At 48.5% G+C, this 15278-nt stretch carries 14 protein-coding genes and 4 tRNA genes; 16 read left to right on the top strand and 2 right to left on the bottom strand.

All coding sequences use genetic code 11. The features are described from left to right. Positions 1-262: 262 nt before the first annotated feature. A complete protein-coding gene (gene uxaC, locus M2387_RS14870) occupies positions 263-1690 on the top strand; it encodes a glucuronate isomerase (RefSeq protein ID WP_259050440.1) in 1428 nt (475 codons plus the stop codon). A 96-nt stretch (positions 1691-1786) separates the two neighbouring features. On the opposite strand, the gene M2387_RS14865 is transcribed toward uxaC, so the two are convergent. Next, entirely contained in the window at positions 1787-3298 is a 1512-nt protein-coding gene (locus tag M2387_RS14865) for an MFS transporter (RefSeq protein WP_259050439.1), read from the bottom strand. A gap of 93 nt (positions 3299-3391) precedes the next feature. Here M2387_RS14865 and M2387_RS14860 point away from each other — a divergent pair, with 93 nt between their 5' ends. The 7 genes from M2387_RS14860 (at position 3392) to csrA (ending at position 10789) form a co-directional block, all read left to right on the top strand. Then, a complete protein-coding gene (locus M2387_RS14860; RefSeq protein ID WP_259050438.1) occupies positions 3392-3934 on the top strand; it encodes a TetR/AcrR family transcriptional regulator in 543 nt (180 codons plus the stop codon). A 115-nt stretch (positions 3935-4049) separates the two neighbouring features. Further along, a complete protein-coding gene (gene mltB, locus M2387_RS14855; protein ID WP_259050437.1) occupies positions 4050-5105 on the top strand; it encodes a lytic murein transglycosylase B in 1056 nt (351 codons plus the stop codon). A 199-nt stretch (positions 5106-5304) separates the two neighbouring features. Then, complete coding sequence (pncC, locus tag M2387_RS14850) at positions 5305-5799, top strand: nicotinamide-nucleotide amidase (protein WP_259050436.1); 495 nt, start codon at positions 5305-5307, stop codon at positions 5797-5799. 100 nt (positions 5800-5899) lie between these two features. After that, the gene (recA, locus tag M2387_RS14845; RefSeq protein ID WP_259050435.1) at positions 5900-6964 is read left to right on the top strand and encodes a recombinase RecA; all 1065 of its coding nucleotides are present in this window, start codon (positions 5900-5902) and stop codon (positions 6962-6964) included. Positions 6965-7083: 119 nt separating this feature from the next. Next, complete coding sequence (locus tag M2387_RS14840; RefSeq protein WP_259050597.1) at positions 7084-7584, top strand: regulatory protein RecX; 501 nt, start codon at positions 7084-7086, stop codon at positions 7582-7584. A 152-nt stretch (positions 7585-7736) separates the two neighbouring features. Beyond that, a complete protein-coding gene (alaS, locus tag M2387_RS14835; RefSeq protein WP_259050434.1) occupies positions 7737-10364 on the top strand; it encodes an alanine--tRNA ligase in 2628 nt (875 codons plus the stop codon). Positions 10365-10603: 239 nt separating this feature from the next. Beyond that, complete coding sequence (csrA, locus tag M2387_RS14830; RefSeq protein ID WP_008458257.1) at positions 10604-10789, top strand: carbon storage regulator CsrA; 186 nt, start codon at positions 10604-10606, stop codon at positions 10787-10789. 55 nt (positions 10790-10844) lie between these two features. On the opposite strand, the gene M2387_RS14825 is transcribed toward csrA, so the two are convergent. Further along, on the bottom strand, positions 10845-11003 hold the full coding sequence (locus M2387_RS14825) for a hypothetical protein (protein ID WP_259050433.1): 159 nt from the start codon (positions 11001-11003) through the stop codon (positions 10845-10847). 232 nt (positions 11004-11235) lie between these two features. Between M2387_RS14825 and M2387_RS14820 the strand changes: the two genes are divergently transcribed. The 8 genes from M2387_RS14820 (at position 11236) to luxS (ending at position 15238) form a co-directional block, all read left to right on the top strand. Further along, positions 11236-11328: transfer RNA gene (locus M2387_RS14820), tRNA-Ser, on the top strand. Positions 11329-11332: 4 nt separating this feature from the next. After that, a tRNA-Arg gene (locus tag M2387_RS14815) sits at positions 11333-11409 on the top strand. 62 nt (positions 11410-11471) lie between these two features. Next, a tRNA-Arg gene (locus M2387_RS14810) sits at positions 11472-11548 on the top strand. A 62-nt stretch (positions 11549-11610) separates the two neighbouring features. Beyond that, a tRNA-Arg gene (locus tag M2387_RS14805) sits at positions 11611-11687 on the top strand. A 259-nt stretch (positions 11688-11946) separates the two neighbouring features. Next, a complete protein-coding gene (yqaB, locus tag M2387_RS14800; RefSeq protein ID WP_259050432.1) occupies positions 11947-12513 on the top strand; it encodes a fructose-1-phosphate/6-phosphogluconate phosphatase in 567 nt (188 codons plus the stop codon). Then, on the top strand, positions 12510-12938 hold the full coding sequence (locus M2387_RS14795; RefSeq protein ID WP_259050431.1) for a YqaA family protein: 429 nt from the start codon (positions 12510-12512) through the stop codon (positions 12936-12938). Before yqaB ends, M2387_RS14795 begins: the two co-directional genes overlap by 4 nt. Positions 12939-13012: 74 nt before the next feature. Continuing rightward, positions 13013-14569, top strand: a complete 1557-nt coding sequence (gshA, locus tag M2387_RS14790; protein ID WP_259050430.1) for a glutamate--cysteine ligase — start codon at positions 13013-13015, stop codon at positions 14567-14569. A 153-nt stretch (positions 14570-14722) separates the two neighbouring features. Then, positions 14723-15238 carry an S-ribosylhomocysteine lyase gene (gene luxS / locus M2387_RS14785; RefSeq protein ID WP_259050429.1) on the top strand — a complete coding sequence of 172 codons (516 nt, stop codon included), beginning with the start codon at positions 14723-14725 and terminating at the stop codon, positions 15236-15238. Positions 15239-15278: the final 40 nt, after the last annotated feature.

Below are 15278 nucleotides of genomic sequence, written 5' to 3'. Positions count from 1 at the left end.
TTGTGATACCTATTGCCATCAGCTTTTTTGGTCAACATACCCGTCATACTTCAAGTTGCCAGGGCATTGCCGACGCGCAGATCACCGAATTTTCTCGTTAGTCTGTGCTTATTGACACCCGGAGTTTTGCCCCTGCAAGTAACTTGTCTGTACCGGCTGGTTGAAATTATTTCGGTAGTTAATATGGCAAAGGTTTCTCTGGATATGGTGAAAAATGACACTCTCAGAGAATCGATATATTCGCCAGTGCAGGAGAGAAACAATGGCAGCATTTATGACAGACGATTTTTTACTTAAAAATGAAATGGGTCGCAGGCTCTATCATCACTACGCAGCAGAGATGCCGATTTATGATTACCACTGTCATTTAAATCCCAGAGATATTGCTGAAAATCGTCAGTTCGATAATCTCGGACAGATTTGGCTGGAAGGGGATCACTATAAATGGCGTGCGATGCGTTGTGCCGGAGTGGATGAGTCTTTAATCACCGGCAAGCAAACCAGTGACTGGGAAAAATACCTGGCCTGGGCGGATACGGTGCCAAAAACCTTAGGTAACCCACTTTATCACTGGACTCATCTGGAGCTGCGTCGTCCGTTTGGTATTACTGGTCAGCTATTCGGGCCACAAAGCGCGGAAGCTATCTGGAACCAATGTAATGAGAAACTGGCTACTGCAGAGTTTTCTGCCCGCGGTATTATGCGCCAGATGAATGTGAATATGGTCGGTACCACCGATGATCCAGTAGATTCTCTGGAATATCATCAGCAGATAGCCGCAGATAGTGAGTTTGAGATTGAAGTTGCACCAAGCTGGCGTCCTGACAAAGTGTTTAAAATCGAACTGGACGGTTTTGCCGACTATATCGGTAAATTACAGGCTGCTGCGGATGTGAATATTACCCGCTTTGCTGATTTACGGCAGGCTCTGACTCGTCGCCTTGACCACTTTGATGCTTGTGGCTGTCGCTCTGCTGACCATGGCATTGATATTCTGCGCTTTGCACCCGTTCCGGAAGATAGTCAGCTGGATGCTATTCTCGGAAAACGTCTGGCAGGGGGATCACTCACTGAAGATGAAATTGCCCAATTTTCTACCTCAGTACTGGTATGGCTGGGCCAGCAGTATGCTGCGCGTGGCTGGGTGATGCAGCTACATCTTGGCGCTATTCGTAATAACAATACCCGTATGTATCGGCAGTTAGGGCCGGATACCGGTTTTGATTCGATTGGTGATAGTTCTATCGGCTGGACGCTTGCTCGTCTGCTTGATGCTCTGGATGTCACTCACGAATTACCCAAAACAATTCTCTATTGCCTGAATCCTAAAGATAACGAAGTTCTCGCAACCATGTGCGGTAACTTCCAGGGCAGTGGTGTTGGCGGGAAGGTGCAGTTTGGTTCGGGCTGGTGGTTTAACGATCAGCAAGATGGCATGTTGCGCCAGTTGACACAGCTGTCACAGATGGGGCTGCTCAGCCAGTTTGTCGGCATGTTAACGGATTCGCGTAGCTTCCTGTCTTACACTCGCCACGAATATTTCCGTCGTCTGCTCTGTAACCTGGTAGGACAATGGGCAACCGATGGGGAAATTCCTGACGACGAAGCTATGCTGAGCAAGCTGATTCAGGATGTGTGTTTTAACAATGCCAAAGGCTATTTTGACAGAAAGCCCTTGTTAAAACGCTGAAAGGGAAATCATCCTTTTTAAATTTTCCATAACTGATTGTATTAAAACATAAAATTGGCGCACTATTCTGCGCCCGTTTTTTAATCAGTCATTGTATTAATGCGACTGTTGCGTAGCTGAAACCTGATAGTTTCGTAGCATAAAGAACACCGCCACGGCCAGAATGGCTATCATGCTTGCCGATGTCAGCAGCACAATACTGTGTGCATCGGAAAATGCTACACGACCGGCCTCTGCAAGAGCGGCTCCGGCCCCACCTAATTGATCTGCGATGACCATTGTGTCACTGATTGAACTGGCCGCAGTGGATTGCATGTCCGCGGATAGTCCATCTGGCAAAATAATGGTATTCGAGTAGGTTGTTGAAAGCAGAACACCAAAAAACGTAATACCCAGACCGGCTCCAAGTTCATAACCCGTGACCTCAAGCGACCCTGCGGCACCCGCTTTTTCGGCGGGTGAGCTATCCATAATGGCAATCGAAGATGCCGTCAGACCGATACTCAGTGAAATACCCAGTATGGTCAGTAAAGTAATAACCATGATACTTGGGTGACTGAGATCGCTGATGCTAAGCCCTGCGAGGCATCCTGCCGCAGCCAGCAGTGAGGTTGCAGCCACAACCCTCAGCCCGCATAAAGCCGTGGCATAACCCGCGACAGGGCCACCCAGAGCTGAACCCACTGCCAGTGGAATCATAAAAATACCGGCCTGGAGCGGCGAATACCCCATCACAAATTGCAATTCCTGAGCCAGGGTCAATTCCACGCCCATCAGTGCGCCACTGACAACCAGTGCCATGATGATACCAATGCAAATAGCGGGCCGGCTAAACAGGGAAAGATCTAACATTGGGTCGGCACTGGAAAGTTGTTTACGGATGAACCACGTCAGCAGACCCAGTCCAATTGCGAGTATCAGACAGCTGATAAGCGGAGAACTGTCTACCTTGAAGCCCGATTTTACCGCGTAAACAGTCGCTATCAGGCCGACAATCAGAACCAGGGATTGTCCTGGCGCCCAGTCTCCCTTCATGGTCGAAGTATTACGTGGCAGGCTGAGATAAGCCATTAGCAGAACCACCAGAATGACCGGGACGTTGATCAGAAACACCGATCCCCACCAGAAATGTTCGAGCAGCGCTCCGCCACTCAACGGACCGAGAGCCGCTCCGGCTGAGCCCACAGTTCCCCAGAGACCCAGAGCAACACCTCGTTCTTTGGGGTCATCGAAGGTATGTCGGATAATTGCCAGAATATTCGGCATCACCATGGCTCCGCCAATAGCAAGCAGGACACGGGCAGCGATTAACAGACCAGCTGTGGGCGAGAAGGCGGCAGCCAGCGAGGCAAGCATAAATATCACCAGCCCTGCCAGCAACATACGTCGATGTCCGACCCGGTCTGATAATGTGCCCATTGGAACCAGTAGCCCTGCCATAATCAGCGGGTAGATATCGATGATCCATAACACTTCATTTCCGCTGGCACCTAACGCCAGGGTAATCGAAGGAACGGCGATGTGCAGAATGGTCATATCGATTATGATAGGTAAAAATGCCAGCAGGGCTGACAGCAGTACGAACCACCGATTCTGAAGGAACAACATTTTAAAACCTCTTTGCGCCTGAAGGTGCAATTGTATTGAAGTAAACCAGAGAGCAATATATATCCGTCCAGACGGATTGAAAAGGGTAAGGTGATGGGGCGACACAAAACAATAAATCGGGATGCATTACTCGATGCTGCTGAAGCAGTGGTACTTCGTGAAGGTGCGGCTAATCTGACTTTTGAAGCCGTAGCTAAAGAGGCACAGGTCAGTAAGGGCGGCGTGCTTTATGCTTTTACCAATAAGGACACGCTAATTGATGCGATGCTGCGTCGGGTTGTCGCCAATTACGACAGGATGGTGGACGAGTTTTTAGCAAAATGGGGTGACAGTCCAAAAACGCGGATCCAGGCTCACGTTGAGGCCAACCGAAATGAGGATGCAGAAGTGATCACCCGTGCCGTCGCGCTGATGGCCAGCTTTATTCGGGCGCCGGCATTCCAGGCTGAAACAACTCTTTTTTATAAAGACCTGTTTGCCATGTTCGATACCTCAAGCGTGACAGGGCGTCGCCTGCGTCTGGCATTACTGGCAACGGAAGGGGCTTTTACTTTGCGAGGGTTCAGATTTTATAACTTCAGCGACCAGGAATGGCAGGAAATCCATGATGATATTATCCATATACTGCTGAGCTGAATATTCTCAGGCTAATGGTTTAGTGGACACTACAGGGTGTAAACAAGGCGGGCAAACGGGTAACATTGGATAACCCTAGAGGCATTTCTGGAAAACGATACGGATACCTGATCAGATGCGCTACTCATCACTTGCGATGTTTCCCCTTATTGCGCTGCTTTCTGCTTGTAGCAGCAAACCGGTAGCCGAAGTCACGCCACAAACGGGCGGTTTCTTGCTGCAACCCTCTGAGACTGTTTTTATGGCCACCGGGGATTTTGCTTATAACCCCGAAGCTGAAAAATTTATTGATAAAATGGTCAAGGAACATGGTTTCGACAGACAGCAAATGCATGAAATTCTGTCGCAAACAAAAAAACTCGACTATGTATTACGACTGATGGACAACCAGGCCCCTTCCGTGGCTCCAGCACCAGGCCCTAACGGAGCATGGTTACGTTATCGCGGTAAATTTATTACCCCGGATAACGTACAAAACGGCGTGAAATTCTGGAATCAATACGAATCGACCCTGAACCGGGCTTATCAAATTTATGGCGTACCACCGGAAATTATTGTCGGTATTATCGGGGTAGAAACACGCTGGGGTCGGGTAATGGGCAAAACGCGCATTATTGATGCCCTCGCAACCCTCTCCTTTGCTTATCCTCGTCGTGCCGAGTACTTTTCTGGTGAGCTGGAAACCTTCCTGCTCATGGCGCGTAAAGAACAGGTTGACCCGCTATCACTGAAGGGATCTTTTGCCGGAGCAATGGGATACGGCCAGTTTATGCCATCCTCTTTTAAAGAGTATGCGGTTGATTTCAACGGTGATGGTCATGTGAACCTGTGGAATGCGGAAGATGCGATAGGGAGTGTTGCTAACTACTTCAAAGCCCATGGCTGGAAGAAGGGCGATCTGGTTGCTGTTCCTGCAAACGGGCAAGTTCCCGGGCTGGCAAATGGCTTTAAAACCAAATATAGCGTCTCAGCTTTGACACAGTCAGGTTTGAGTCCGCAAGCCCCACTGGGTAACCACCAGGAAGCAAGCCTGTTACGTTTTGATATGGGCGATCGTTATCAGTACTGGTACGGCTTACCGAATTTCTACACCATTACTCGCTATAACCACAGCACCCATTATGCGATGGCGGTGTGGCAGCTCGGTCAGGCAGTAGCCCTGGCCAGATAAGTCTTAATTTCCCCGACTCTGCTGGTGAGATTCGGGGAGTTTTTGTAAGCCAAGGCGGCTTGTCAGGTCTCTTCACCGGGAGTGGCTGGTGCTGAACTTTTCCTTCTGGAATCTCCGTCGTATAAGCGGATGCAACCCTCTGAGACTTGAGTAAAATACTACCAGGTCGTCCGATGATATGCCTAAAATTGGAACCCCTATGACAGAGAACACATTATTTGAATTAAGTAAGCAGATTGGTCTGGCCCTTGAATTTCGCGGCGCAACCCTCACTACTGCAGAGTCCTGTACTGGCGGCTGGATAGCAAAAGTGATTACCGACGTCCCTGGCAGTTCCGCGTGGTTTGAACGCGGGTTTGTAACTTACAGTAATCAGGCGAAAGAGCAATTAATTGGCGTCAACCCTCAAACTCTGGAAGCTAACGGCGCAGTGAGTGAAGCGGTGGTGCGCGAAATGGCGCAGGGGGCACTGCAAGCCGCCCGGGCCGATTATGCGGTTTCGGTTAGCGGTATTGCCGGGCCTGACGGCGGTAGTGACGAAAAACCAGTTGGCACAGTCTGGTTTGGTTTTGCGGATAAGCAGGGACAGACTTTCGCGATCACAACCTGCTTTAAGGGTGACCGCGATGCGGTTCGTCGTCAGGCAACGGAATTTGCGCTGCAAACGCTGTTGAATGATTTTCTCAAAAAATAAGCTTGATACTGTATGATTGTACAGTATAATTAATTCAACAAAATCGTATTGAAAACGCAGAATAGCGAACCCCGCTTGATACTGCATGACAGGAGTAGAAATGGCTATCGACGAAAACAAACAGAAGGCGTTAGCGGCAGCACTTGGTCAAATTGAAAAGCAATTTGGTAAAGGCTCCATCATGCGTCTGGGTGAAGACCGTTCTATGGACGTAGAAACCATTTCTACTGGTTCCCTATCATTGGATATCGCCTTGGGTGCAGGTGGTTTACCGATGGGCCGTATCGTAGAAATCTACGGACCAGAATCCTCAGGTAAAACCACGCTGACCCTGCAAGTTATTGCTGCGGCACAGCGTGAAGGTAAAACCTGTGCGTTTATCGATGCAGAACACGCTCTGGACCCGGTCTATGCCAAGAAATTAGGCGTTGATATCGATAACCTGCTGTGTTCCCAGCCAGATACCGGTGAGCAGGCATTAGAGATTTGTGACGCACTGGCACGTTCTGGTGCGGTGGACGTTATCATCGTTGACTCCGTTGCCGCTCTGACACCAAAAGCTGAAATTGAAGGTGAAATCGGTGACTCTCATATGGGCCTTGCTGCACGTATGATGAGCCAGGCAATGCGTAAACTGGCGGGTAACCTGAAGCAGTCTAATACCCTGCTTATTTTCATTAACCAGATCCGTATGAAAATCGGCGTGATGTTTGGTAACCCGGAAACCACCACTGGTGGTAACGCGCTGAAATTCTATGCCTCTGTGCGTCTCGACATCCGCCGTATTGGTGCGGTGAAAGACGGTGATAACGTGATTGGCAGCGAAACCCGCGTTAAAGTGGTAAAAAACAAAATTGCTGCACCGTTTAAACAAGCTGAATTCCAGATCCTCTACGGGGAAGGGATTAACTTCTACGGTGAACTGGTTGATTTAGGCGTTAAGCATAAACTGATTGAAAAAGCCGGTGCCTGGTATAGCTACAAAGGCGAAAAAATTGGTCAGGGTAAAGCTAATGCCAGCAACTTCCTGAAAGAAAACAAGCCAATGTCTGTGGAAATTGAAAAGTTACTGCGTGAGACATTGCTGAATAATCCGGATGGCAAACCCGATTTTACTGTTGATGAAAATGACAGCAACGCAGTTGAAGCCTCCGAAGATTTCTAAAATATCTTAAAGGTTATTCAAGGGGCATTATAATGCCCCTTGAAGTTCGTTATAACACCAGAGGCCTTTTCGGTCTTTTTTATTATCTGCCACCCCTACCCAGCGTTGTCTGCTTTATGATGTCTGAACCGTTATCCCCATCTTCCCGCAGTATTTTTTCCCGGTTATGCGACCGTGCGGTTCGTATTCTTGCCATGCGCGATCATAGCGAACAGGAACTCAGGCGTAAGCTCACGACTCCCGCTCCTTCCGCCTCTTTTGGTCAGCAACAAGAGAAAACAGAGTATTCAGCCGACGATATCGAAAAAGTGATTGCCTGGTGTTACCAGCAGAACTGGCTTGATGACAGGCAGTTTGCCATGCGATTTATTGCCAGTCGCAGTCGTAAAGGCTATGGGCCGCAGTCTATTCGCCAGGGGCTGCAACAAAAAGGGATAGACAGGGAGACCAGGGAAGAGGTGCTGTATGTTTGTGAAATTGACTGGGGCCAGTTAGCGAAAGAAACGGCCGAGCGTAAATTTGGTTCTCCACTGCCCGACGAGTGGCAAAAACGGGTTAAGGTACAGCGATTTCTGCTTTATCGTGGCTTTTTTATGGAAGACATTCAGAATATCTACTGAATTTTTGTCGATTAGTGTCAGACGGGATTTTACTTCCCTCGCCAGAAATCTTATCTTATTCCCACTTTTTCCCAGGTAAACGAGTTCTGATAGCGAAAAAAGGCCATCAGCGCTGGTTTATAACTCTTCGTTAGCTTGATTTCAGGATATTTATGAGCAAGAGCACCGCTGAGATCCGTCAGGCGTTTCTCGATTTTTTCCAAAGTAAAGGCCACCAGGTCGTAGCGAGCAGCTCCCTGGTTCCACACAACGATCCGACTTTGCTGTTTACTAACGCCGGAATGAACCAGTTTAAGGATGTTTTCCTGGGTCAGGACAAGCGTAGTTACTCCCGAGCCACCACGTCTCAGCGTTGTGTGCGTGCGGGTGGTAAGCATAACGATCTGGAAAACGTCGGTTACACCGCGCGTCACCATACCTTTTTTGAAATGCTCGGTAACTTCAGTTTTGGCGACTATTTCAAAAATGATGCTATTAACTTCGCATGGGAATTACTGACCGGCGAGCAATGGTTTAATTTGCCAAAAGAACGTCTCTGGGTAACCGTCTACGAAAGTGATGATGAAGCCTTTGAGATTTGGGAAAAAGAAGTGGGCGTGCCGCGCGAACGTATCATTCGTATCGGTGATAATAAAGGCGCTGCTTTTGCTTCTGACAACTTCTGGCAGATGGGTGACACGGGTCCTTGTGGTCCTTGCACCGAAATTTTCTTCGATCATGGCGACCATATCTGGGGCGGGCCTCCAGGTTCTCCCGAAGAAGATGGCGACCGCTATATCGAGATCTGGAATATCGTCTTTATGCAGTTCAACCGTCAGGCTGACGGCACTATGCAGCCGTTACCGAAACCTTCGGTTGATACCGGTATGGGCTTAGAGCGTATTGCAGCGGTATTGCAACATGTGAACTCTAACTACGATATCGATTTGTTTAAACGCCTGATTCAGGCTGTTGCCGAGGTGACTGGCGCGACAGACTTGTCGAGTAAATCACTACGCGTTATTGCTGACCATATTCGTTCTTGTGCCTTCCTGATTGCTGACGGCGTGACGCCATCGAATGAGAACCGGGGTTATGTTTTACGCCGTATCATCCGTCGTGCGGTTCGCCACGGTAATATGCTGGGCGCGCAGGAGACCTTCTTCTATAAATTAGTCGGTCCACTGGTTGCCGTGATGGGTAGCGCAGGTTCAGCCCTCGCACAGCAGCAAGCATTGGTTGAGCAGGTTCTGAAAACCGAAGAAGAGCAATTTGCCCGCACGCTTGAGCGCGGTCTGACTCTGCTCGACGAAGAGCTGGCTAATCTGAAAGGCGACGTGCTTGATGGTGAAACAGCTTTCCGTCTCTATGATACCTACGGCTTCCCGGTTGATTTAACCGCCGATGTTTGCCGTGAACGTAACATCAGGGTAGATGAAGCGGGCTTTGAAGCTGCAATGGAAGAGCAGCGCCGTCGCGCTCGTGATGCCAGCGGTTTCGGTGCTGACTACAACGCGATGATCCGTGTTGATGGCGCTTCTGAATTTAAGGGATACGATAACCTGTCCTTTAACGCTACCATCAGCGCTATTTTTGTTGATGGCAAATCTGTTGAACAGGTTAATCAGGGTGATGAAGCAGTTATTATTCTTGATAAAACCCCGTTCTATGGCGAGTCTGGCGGCCAGGTGGGTGACACCGGAACGCTGAACGCTGAAGGCGCACAGTTTGTTGTTGCTGATACGCAGAAATATGGTCAGGCAATTGGTCATCTGGGCAAACTGGCAAGCGGTAGCTTGAAAGTGGGGCAAAATATTCAGGCTGAAGTCGATCAAGAGAATCGCAATCGCATTCGTCTGAACCACTCAGCCACGCACTTACTGCATGCTGCACTGCGCCAGGTTCTCGGCACGCATGTTGCGCAGAAAGGCTCTCTGGTTAACGATAAAGGCCTGCGTTTCGACTTCTCTCACTTTGAAGCAATGAAGCCTGCTGAAATTCGTGCCGTTGAAGATATCGTCAATGCGCAAATTCGTCGTAACCTGCCGATTGAGACTCAGGTTATGGATCTCGAAGCTGCGAAAGCAAAAGGGGCTATGGCTCTGTTTGGCGAGAAGTATGACGATAATGTCCGGGTTCTCAGCATGGGCGATTTCTCCACTGAACTTTGTGGCGGAACGCATGCTTCACGTACCGGTGATATCGGTCTGTTCCGTATCAGTGCTGAGTCAGGCACCGCTGCGGGTGTCCGTCGTATCGAAGCCATAACGGGCGAAGGTGCGCTGGCTGCGCTGCACGAACAAAGTGACAGACTGCATGATATTGCCCAGATGCTGAAAGGCGATACCCAGGGTCTTAACGATAAAGTTCGTGCTGTGCTGGAACGTAATCGTCAGCTTGAAAAAGAACTGCAACAACTGAAGGAGCAACAGGCTTCTCAGGAAAGTGCCAGTCTCTCTAATCAGGCTGTTGATATTAAAGGTGTTAAGTTACTGGTCAGTACCCTCAGTAATGTTGAACCTAAACTACTGCGTACCATGGTTGATGACCTGAAAAATCAGCTTGGCTCTGCCATTATCGTGCTGGCGACAGTGGTTGATGGCAAGGTTTCGTTGATTGCCGGGGTGTCTAAAGACGTGACTGACAGAGTTAAAGCTGGCGAACTGGTTGGCATGATTGCCCAGCAAGTTGGCGGGAAGGGCGGTGGTCGTCCCGATATGGCGCAGGCAGGGGGCACTGACAGCCTTGCTCTTCCTGCTGCTTTAGCTGGGGTTGAAGCCTGGGTTGCAGCTAAGCTCTGAGCATCATGACTGTGTAAATATATGCCACAACTGACAATTGTTGTGGCATATTCGTAACAAATACAGAGTACTCATAAAAATAAAGTCAGGTCACAATAGAATATATCGGCTAAACTTACTCATAGCAGAATGTAAGGCAGTGATGACAAGTTTGTTATTGCTTACTTTTTGGCGTTATATGATGGATAATGCCGGGATATAGAGAGACCCGACTCTTTTAATCTTTCAAGGAGCAAAGAATGTTAATTCTGACTCGTCGAGTTGGTGAGACCCTTATGATTGGCGATGAGGTGACCGTGACCGTGCTTGGGGTAAAAGGAAACCAAGTTCGCATTGGTGTGAATGCCCCGAAAGAAGTTTCCGTGCACCGTGAAGAAATCTACCAGCGCATCCAGGCTGAAAAGTCTCAGCAAACAAACTTCTAAGCATAAAGCGTCTCGCCCGATTACATCGCGAGGCGCGTCTTTCCCCCCCTCATTGTTATTTCTCTCTCTCTTGCCGTTTTTTCTCTGTCATTTTACCTGTCTGCATAACTCCTTTAGTCTTTTCTTTCTGCCCTGACTCTTTGTTTGCTGCTACTTTTTGAGCGTTTTTTGCATTGACGACTGTCTCTGGGCTACTGATTTGCCTGATAGCCATTATTTTTATTGCCGCAGCTAAGCCTCTATATGCAAACATCCCTGTTGATAAAACACTCTTTTTGCCGTCATATCGCACTAATTGACTGTGAAACGTTCAATCAGATAATACTCTGGAAAAAATGTTTGACTTATAAACCGGGGAAAGTAATATGTGCGCCAACGCAGCAACGAAGAGCAGCATCAAGTTCTTCAGAGCAACTCGAAAGAGGCGTGTCTCGCAAGAGGCGTGTGGTGAGGTGGCCGAGAGGCTGAAGGCGCTCCCCTGCTAAGGGAGTATGCGGTTAATAGCTGCATCCGGGGTTCGAATCCCCGCCTCACCGCCATTTTGCATCCGTAGCTCAGCTGGATAGAGTACTCGGCTACGAACCGAGCGGTCGGAGGTTCGAATCCTCCCGGATGCACCATATTTAACAACGTTGAAATTTAGTGTTTCAGCATTGTTGGGGAAGTAAAGCAGTAAACTGATGCATCCGTAGCTCAGCTGGATAGAGTACTCGGCTACGAACCGAGCGGTCGGAGGTTCGAATCCTCCCGGATGCACCATATTTAACAATGATAAAGTTAAGTGCTTTAGCATTGTTTGGGAAGTAAAGAAGTAAACTGATGCATCCGTAGCTCAGCTGGATAGAGTACTCGGCTACGAACCGAGCGGTCGGAGGTTCGAATCCTCCCGGATGCACCATCTTAATTTATCAGCAATTCTTTTTATCTCAAGTTATAAAACCCTCCCAGATTCAAATAATCAACCAGAAAACCTCTTTTTTATCTTTTATCAAAATTCATCATATCTGTGGTCTGTATCATCCCGCAACGCCTCTCTTTGCCCTTATCCCGTTGATTATCCGCTTTCGATGATGACGAATCCTCTCGTTACAATAAGCGACAATATTAGCCGTTTAGGCTAAAGTAGCACCCCGGCATTTTATAATGTGAGAGATGAGATGTACGAACGCTACGATGGGCTAATCTTCGATATGGACGGCACCCTTCTGGATACCGAACCGACACACCGTAAAGCCTGGCGTATCACGCTTGACCGTTACGGTATGGATTACGATGAAGATGCAATGGTAGCTCTGAATGGTTCGCCAACCTGGCGTATTGCTCAGGCGATTATTGACCGCCATGATAGTGACCTCGATGCTCATCATCTTGCAGATGAAAAAACTAAAATATTGCGTAGTATCTTGCTGGAGACGGTTCGTCCGTTACCCCTGATTGAAGTTGTTAAACAGTGGTATGGCCGTCGACCGATGGCAATAGGTACGGGAAGTGACAGTAGCCTTGCTTTAGCTCTGCTTGAGAGTCTGGACTTACGAAAGTACTTTGTCGCAGTGGTTACGGCCGATGATGTACAACATCATAAACCTGCACCGGATACTTTCCTGCGTTGTGCCGAACTGATGGGCGTTGCACCTGAGAAATGTCTGGTATTTGAAGATGCAGATTTTGGTATTCAGGCGGCTCACCGGGCGGGTATGGATGCTGTAGATGTGCGTGTGCTGTGACAGACATACTGTCATTTGCTTCGCTCTTCACCAGTAGCTTTCTGAGTGCCACATTGCTTCCGGGCAGTTCCGAAGCGGTGCTGGTAGCCTTACTGGTTGCTGGAGTGGGGCCGGTATGGGTACTTGTCTTAATAGCAACAATAGGTAATAGCCTTGGCGGTATGACTAACGTTATTCTGGGGCGCTTTTTCCCCGAGCGTATACAGTCACGCTGGCAGGGGAAAGCCAAAGATTGGTTGGTTCGCTTTGGCCCGGCAACACTTTTATTAAGCTGGGTACCGCTTATTGGCGATCTACTGTGCCTGCTGGCAGGGTGGTTACGTCTGAGTATGGGGCCGGTGGTCTTTTTCTTGTGTCTGGGTAAAGCGCTGCGTTATATCATCGTCGCAGTGGTAACCTTACAAGGGATGGCATGGTGGCAATAATGGCTTGGTATGTTCATTTATAACCGGCAAATAATTATGCTTATTACAATAAATTCAACAGGCGGGAGGTCAATTTGATCCCGGACGTATCACAGGCGTTAGCCTGGCTGGAAAAACACCCTGAAGCAGTGACAGGTATTGGTCGTGGCCTGGAGCGCGAAACCCTTCGTGTAACACCTGCGGGGAAACTAGCAACAACCGGGCATCCAGAAAGTCTGGGCTCAGCATTGTCGCATAAGTGGATAACCACTGATTTCGCAGAAGCCCTCCTGGAATTTATTACTCCGGTCGATAACAATATTGATCATATGCTGACGTTCCTGCGCGATATTCATCGCTATACGGCACGTGAGCTAGGCGATGAGCGCATGTGGCCGCTCAGCATGCCGTGTTTCATCGGTGACGGACAGAACATAGAATTAGCCCAGTACGGCAGTTCTAATATCGGACGCTTTAAGACACTCTATCGCGAAGGATTAAAAAACCGTTACGGCGCGTTAATGCAGACCATCTCTGGCGTGCATTATAACTTCTCACTACCGCTGTCGTTCTGGCAGGCTAAATGTGGTGTTGAAGATATCCAGAGCGGTAAAGAGACCATCTCTGAAGGCTATTTCCGTCTGATCCGTAACTATTATCGCTTTGGCTGGGTTATTCCGTATCTGTTTGGGGCATCACCGGCAATTTGTTCCTCTTTCCTGCAGGGTAAACCGAGTTCGCTACCCTTTGAAAAAACGCCAGGAGGCATGTATTACCTGCCTTATGCGACTTCATTGCGCCTGAGCGACTTGGGTTATACCAATAAATCACAGAGTGCATTGGGTATCACCTTCAATAATCTTGAGACCTACGTAAAGGGTTTGAAGGCAGCGATTCGTACGCCTTCTGAAGATTATGCCAAAGTCGGTTTAATGAAAGACGGCAAACATCTGCAGATTAATACCAACGTGCTGCAGATTGAAAACGAACTGTACGCACCGATTCGTCCTAAGCGTGTTACGCGTGACGGTGAATCGCCGTCTGACGCTTTATTGCGTGGCGGTATTGAGTATATCGAAGTGCGTTCGCTGGATATTAACCCCTTCTCGGCGATTGGCGTTGATGAGCAGCAAATTCGCTTCCTTGATTTGTTTATGATCTGGTGTGCTCTGGCTGATGCGCCTGAGATGAGCAGTGACGAACTGCTCTGTACGCGCGTTAACTGGAATCGCGTTATTCTGGAAGGACGTAAACCTGGCCTGACGCTTGGCATTGGCTGTGAAACAGCCCAGCACCCACTGTCTGAAGTTGGGCATGGATTATTTGCTGACCTGACCCGAGTGGCCGAGGTTCTTGATGGTATTGCTGGAAACCAGGATTATCAGCAGGTTTGCGCCGAGTTAGTTAACTGTTTTGATGACCCATCACAAACCTATTCTGCACGTATACTACAATCGATGATTGAAAAAGGTATCGATGGCACAGGGATGGAGTTGTCTGCAAAGTATCAGCAGGAACTGGTTTCAGAGCCATTAGAAATTTTGACGCTTGAGATGTTACAGAATGAACGCGATGCGTCATGGCAGCGTCAACAGGCTATTGAAGCCAGTGATTCTGAGCCGTTTGAAAGCTGGCTGGAAAGAAACAGCTGATAGAAAAAGAAAAGGCCACATACTTGTGGCCAAAAATTCATCGCTGAATCCAGTGATGATGATAATAAATGCGCGTCTTTCACATACTAAGACTCGCACTGGAAAGAATAGTTCATTTATTTTAAAAAAAAATCACTTATCGGAGGTAATGAGATGCCATTGTTGGATAGCTTCACCGTAGATCATACACGTATGGATGCTCCAGCTGTTCGTGTAGCGAAAACGATGCATACGCCTCACGGCGATACCATTACTGTATTTGACCTGCGTTTCTGTATTCCAAATAAAGAAGTGATGCCAGAAAAAGGGATCCATACGCTGGAACACCTGTTTGCTGGTTTTATGCGTGACCATCTCAATGGTAATGGCGTTGAGATTATCGATATCTCGCCAATGGGATGCCGTACCGGTTTCTATATGAGCCTGATTGGTGTACCAGAAGAGCAGCGCGTTGCAGATGCCTGGCTTGCTGCAATGGAAGACGTGCTGAAAGTTAAAGAGCAGAAGCAGATCCCCGAGTTGAACGTGTATCAGTGCGGAACCTGGCATATGCACTCTCTTGAAGAAGCGCAGGATATTGCCCGTCATATTATTGAACATGGCGTCGGTGTTAACAGCAACGAAGCTCTGGCGCTGCCAAAAGAGACATTGAAGGAACTGCATATCTAGTACAGTTCTTCTGACTGACGATATTCTTAGAGGCCCGTTG

Origin of the sequence: Klebsiella sp. BIGb0407, from assembly GCF_024807845.1 — a bacterium.
GTDB lineage: Bacteria > Pseudomonadota > Gammaproteobacteria > Enterobacterales > Enterobacteriaceae > JGM124.
This window is presented reverse-complemented; position numbering and strand designations above follow the sequence as displayed.

What these genes read in the sequence shown, in the direction of transcription:
- uxaC (WP_259050440.1), top strand. Translation starts at nt 263, where the DNA reads ATGGCAGCATTTATGACAGACGATTTTTTACTTAAAAATGAAATGGGT.
- M2387_RS14865 (WP_259050439.1), bottom strand. Translation starts at nt 3,298, where the DNA reads ATGTTGTTCCTTCAGAATCGGTGGTTCGTACTGCTGTCAGCCCTGCTG.
- M2387_RS14860 (WP_259050438.1), top strand. Translation starts at nt 3,392, where the DNA reads ATGGGGCGACACAAAACAATAAATCGGGATGCATTACTCGATGCTGCT.
- mltB (WP_259050437.1), top strand. Translation starts at nt 4,050, where the DNA reads ATGCGCTACTCATCACTTGCGATGTTTCCCCTTATTGCGCTGCTTTCT.
- pncC (WP_259050436.1), top strand. Translation starts at nt 5,305, where the DNA reads ATGACAGAGAACACATTATTTGAATTAAGTAAGCAGATTGGTCTGGCC.
- recA (WP_259050435.1), top strand. Translation starts at nt 5,900, where the DNA reads ATGGCTATCGACGAAAACAAACAGAAGGCGTTAGCGGCAGCACTTGGT.
- M2387_RS14840 (WP_259050597.1), top strand. Translation starts at nt 7,084, where the DNA reads ATGTCTGAACCGTTATCCCCATCTTCCCGCAGTATTTTTTCCCGGTTA.
- alaS (WP_259050434.1), top strand. Translation starts at nt 7,737, where the DNA reads ATGAGCAAGAGCACCGCTGAGATCCGTCAGGCGTTTCTCGATTTTTTC.
- csrA (WP_008458257.1), top strand. Translation starts at nt 10,604, where the DNA reads ATGTTAATTCTGACTCGTCGAGTTGGTGAGACCCTTATGATTGGCGAT.
- M2387_RS14825 (WP_259050433.1), bottom strand. Translation starts at nt 11,003, where the DNA reads ATGGCTATCAGGCAAATCAGTAGCCCAGAGACAGTCGTCAATGCAAAA.
- yqaB (WP_259050432.1), top strand. Translation starts at nt 11,947, where the DNA reads ATGTACGAACGCTACGATGGGCTAATCTTCGATATGGACGGCACCCTT.
- luxS (WP_259050429.1), top strand. Translation starts at nt 14,723, where the DNA reads ATGCCATTGTTGGATAGCTTCACCGTAGATCATACACGTATGGATGCT.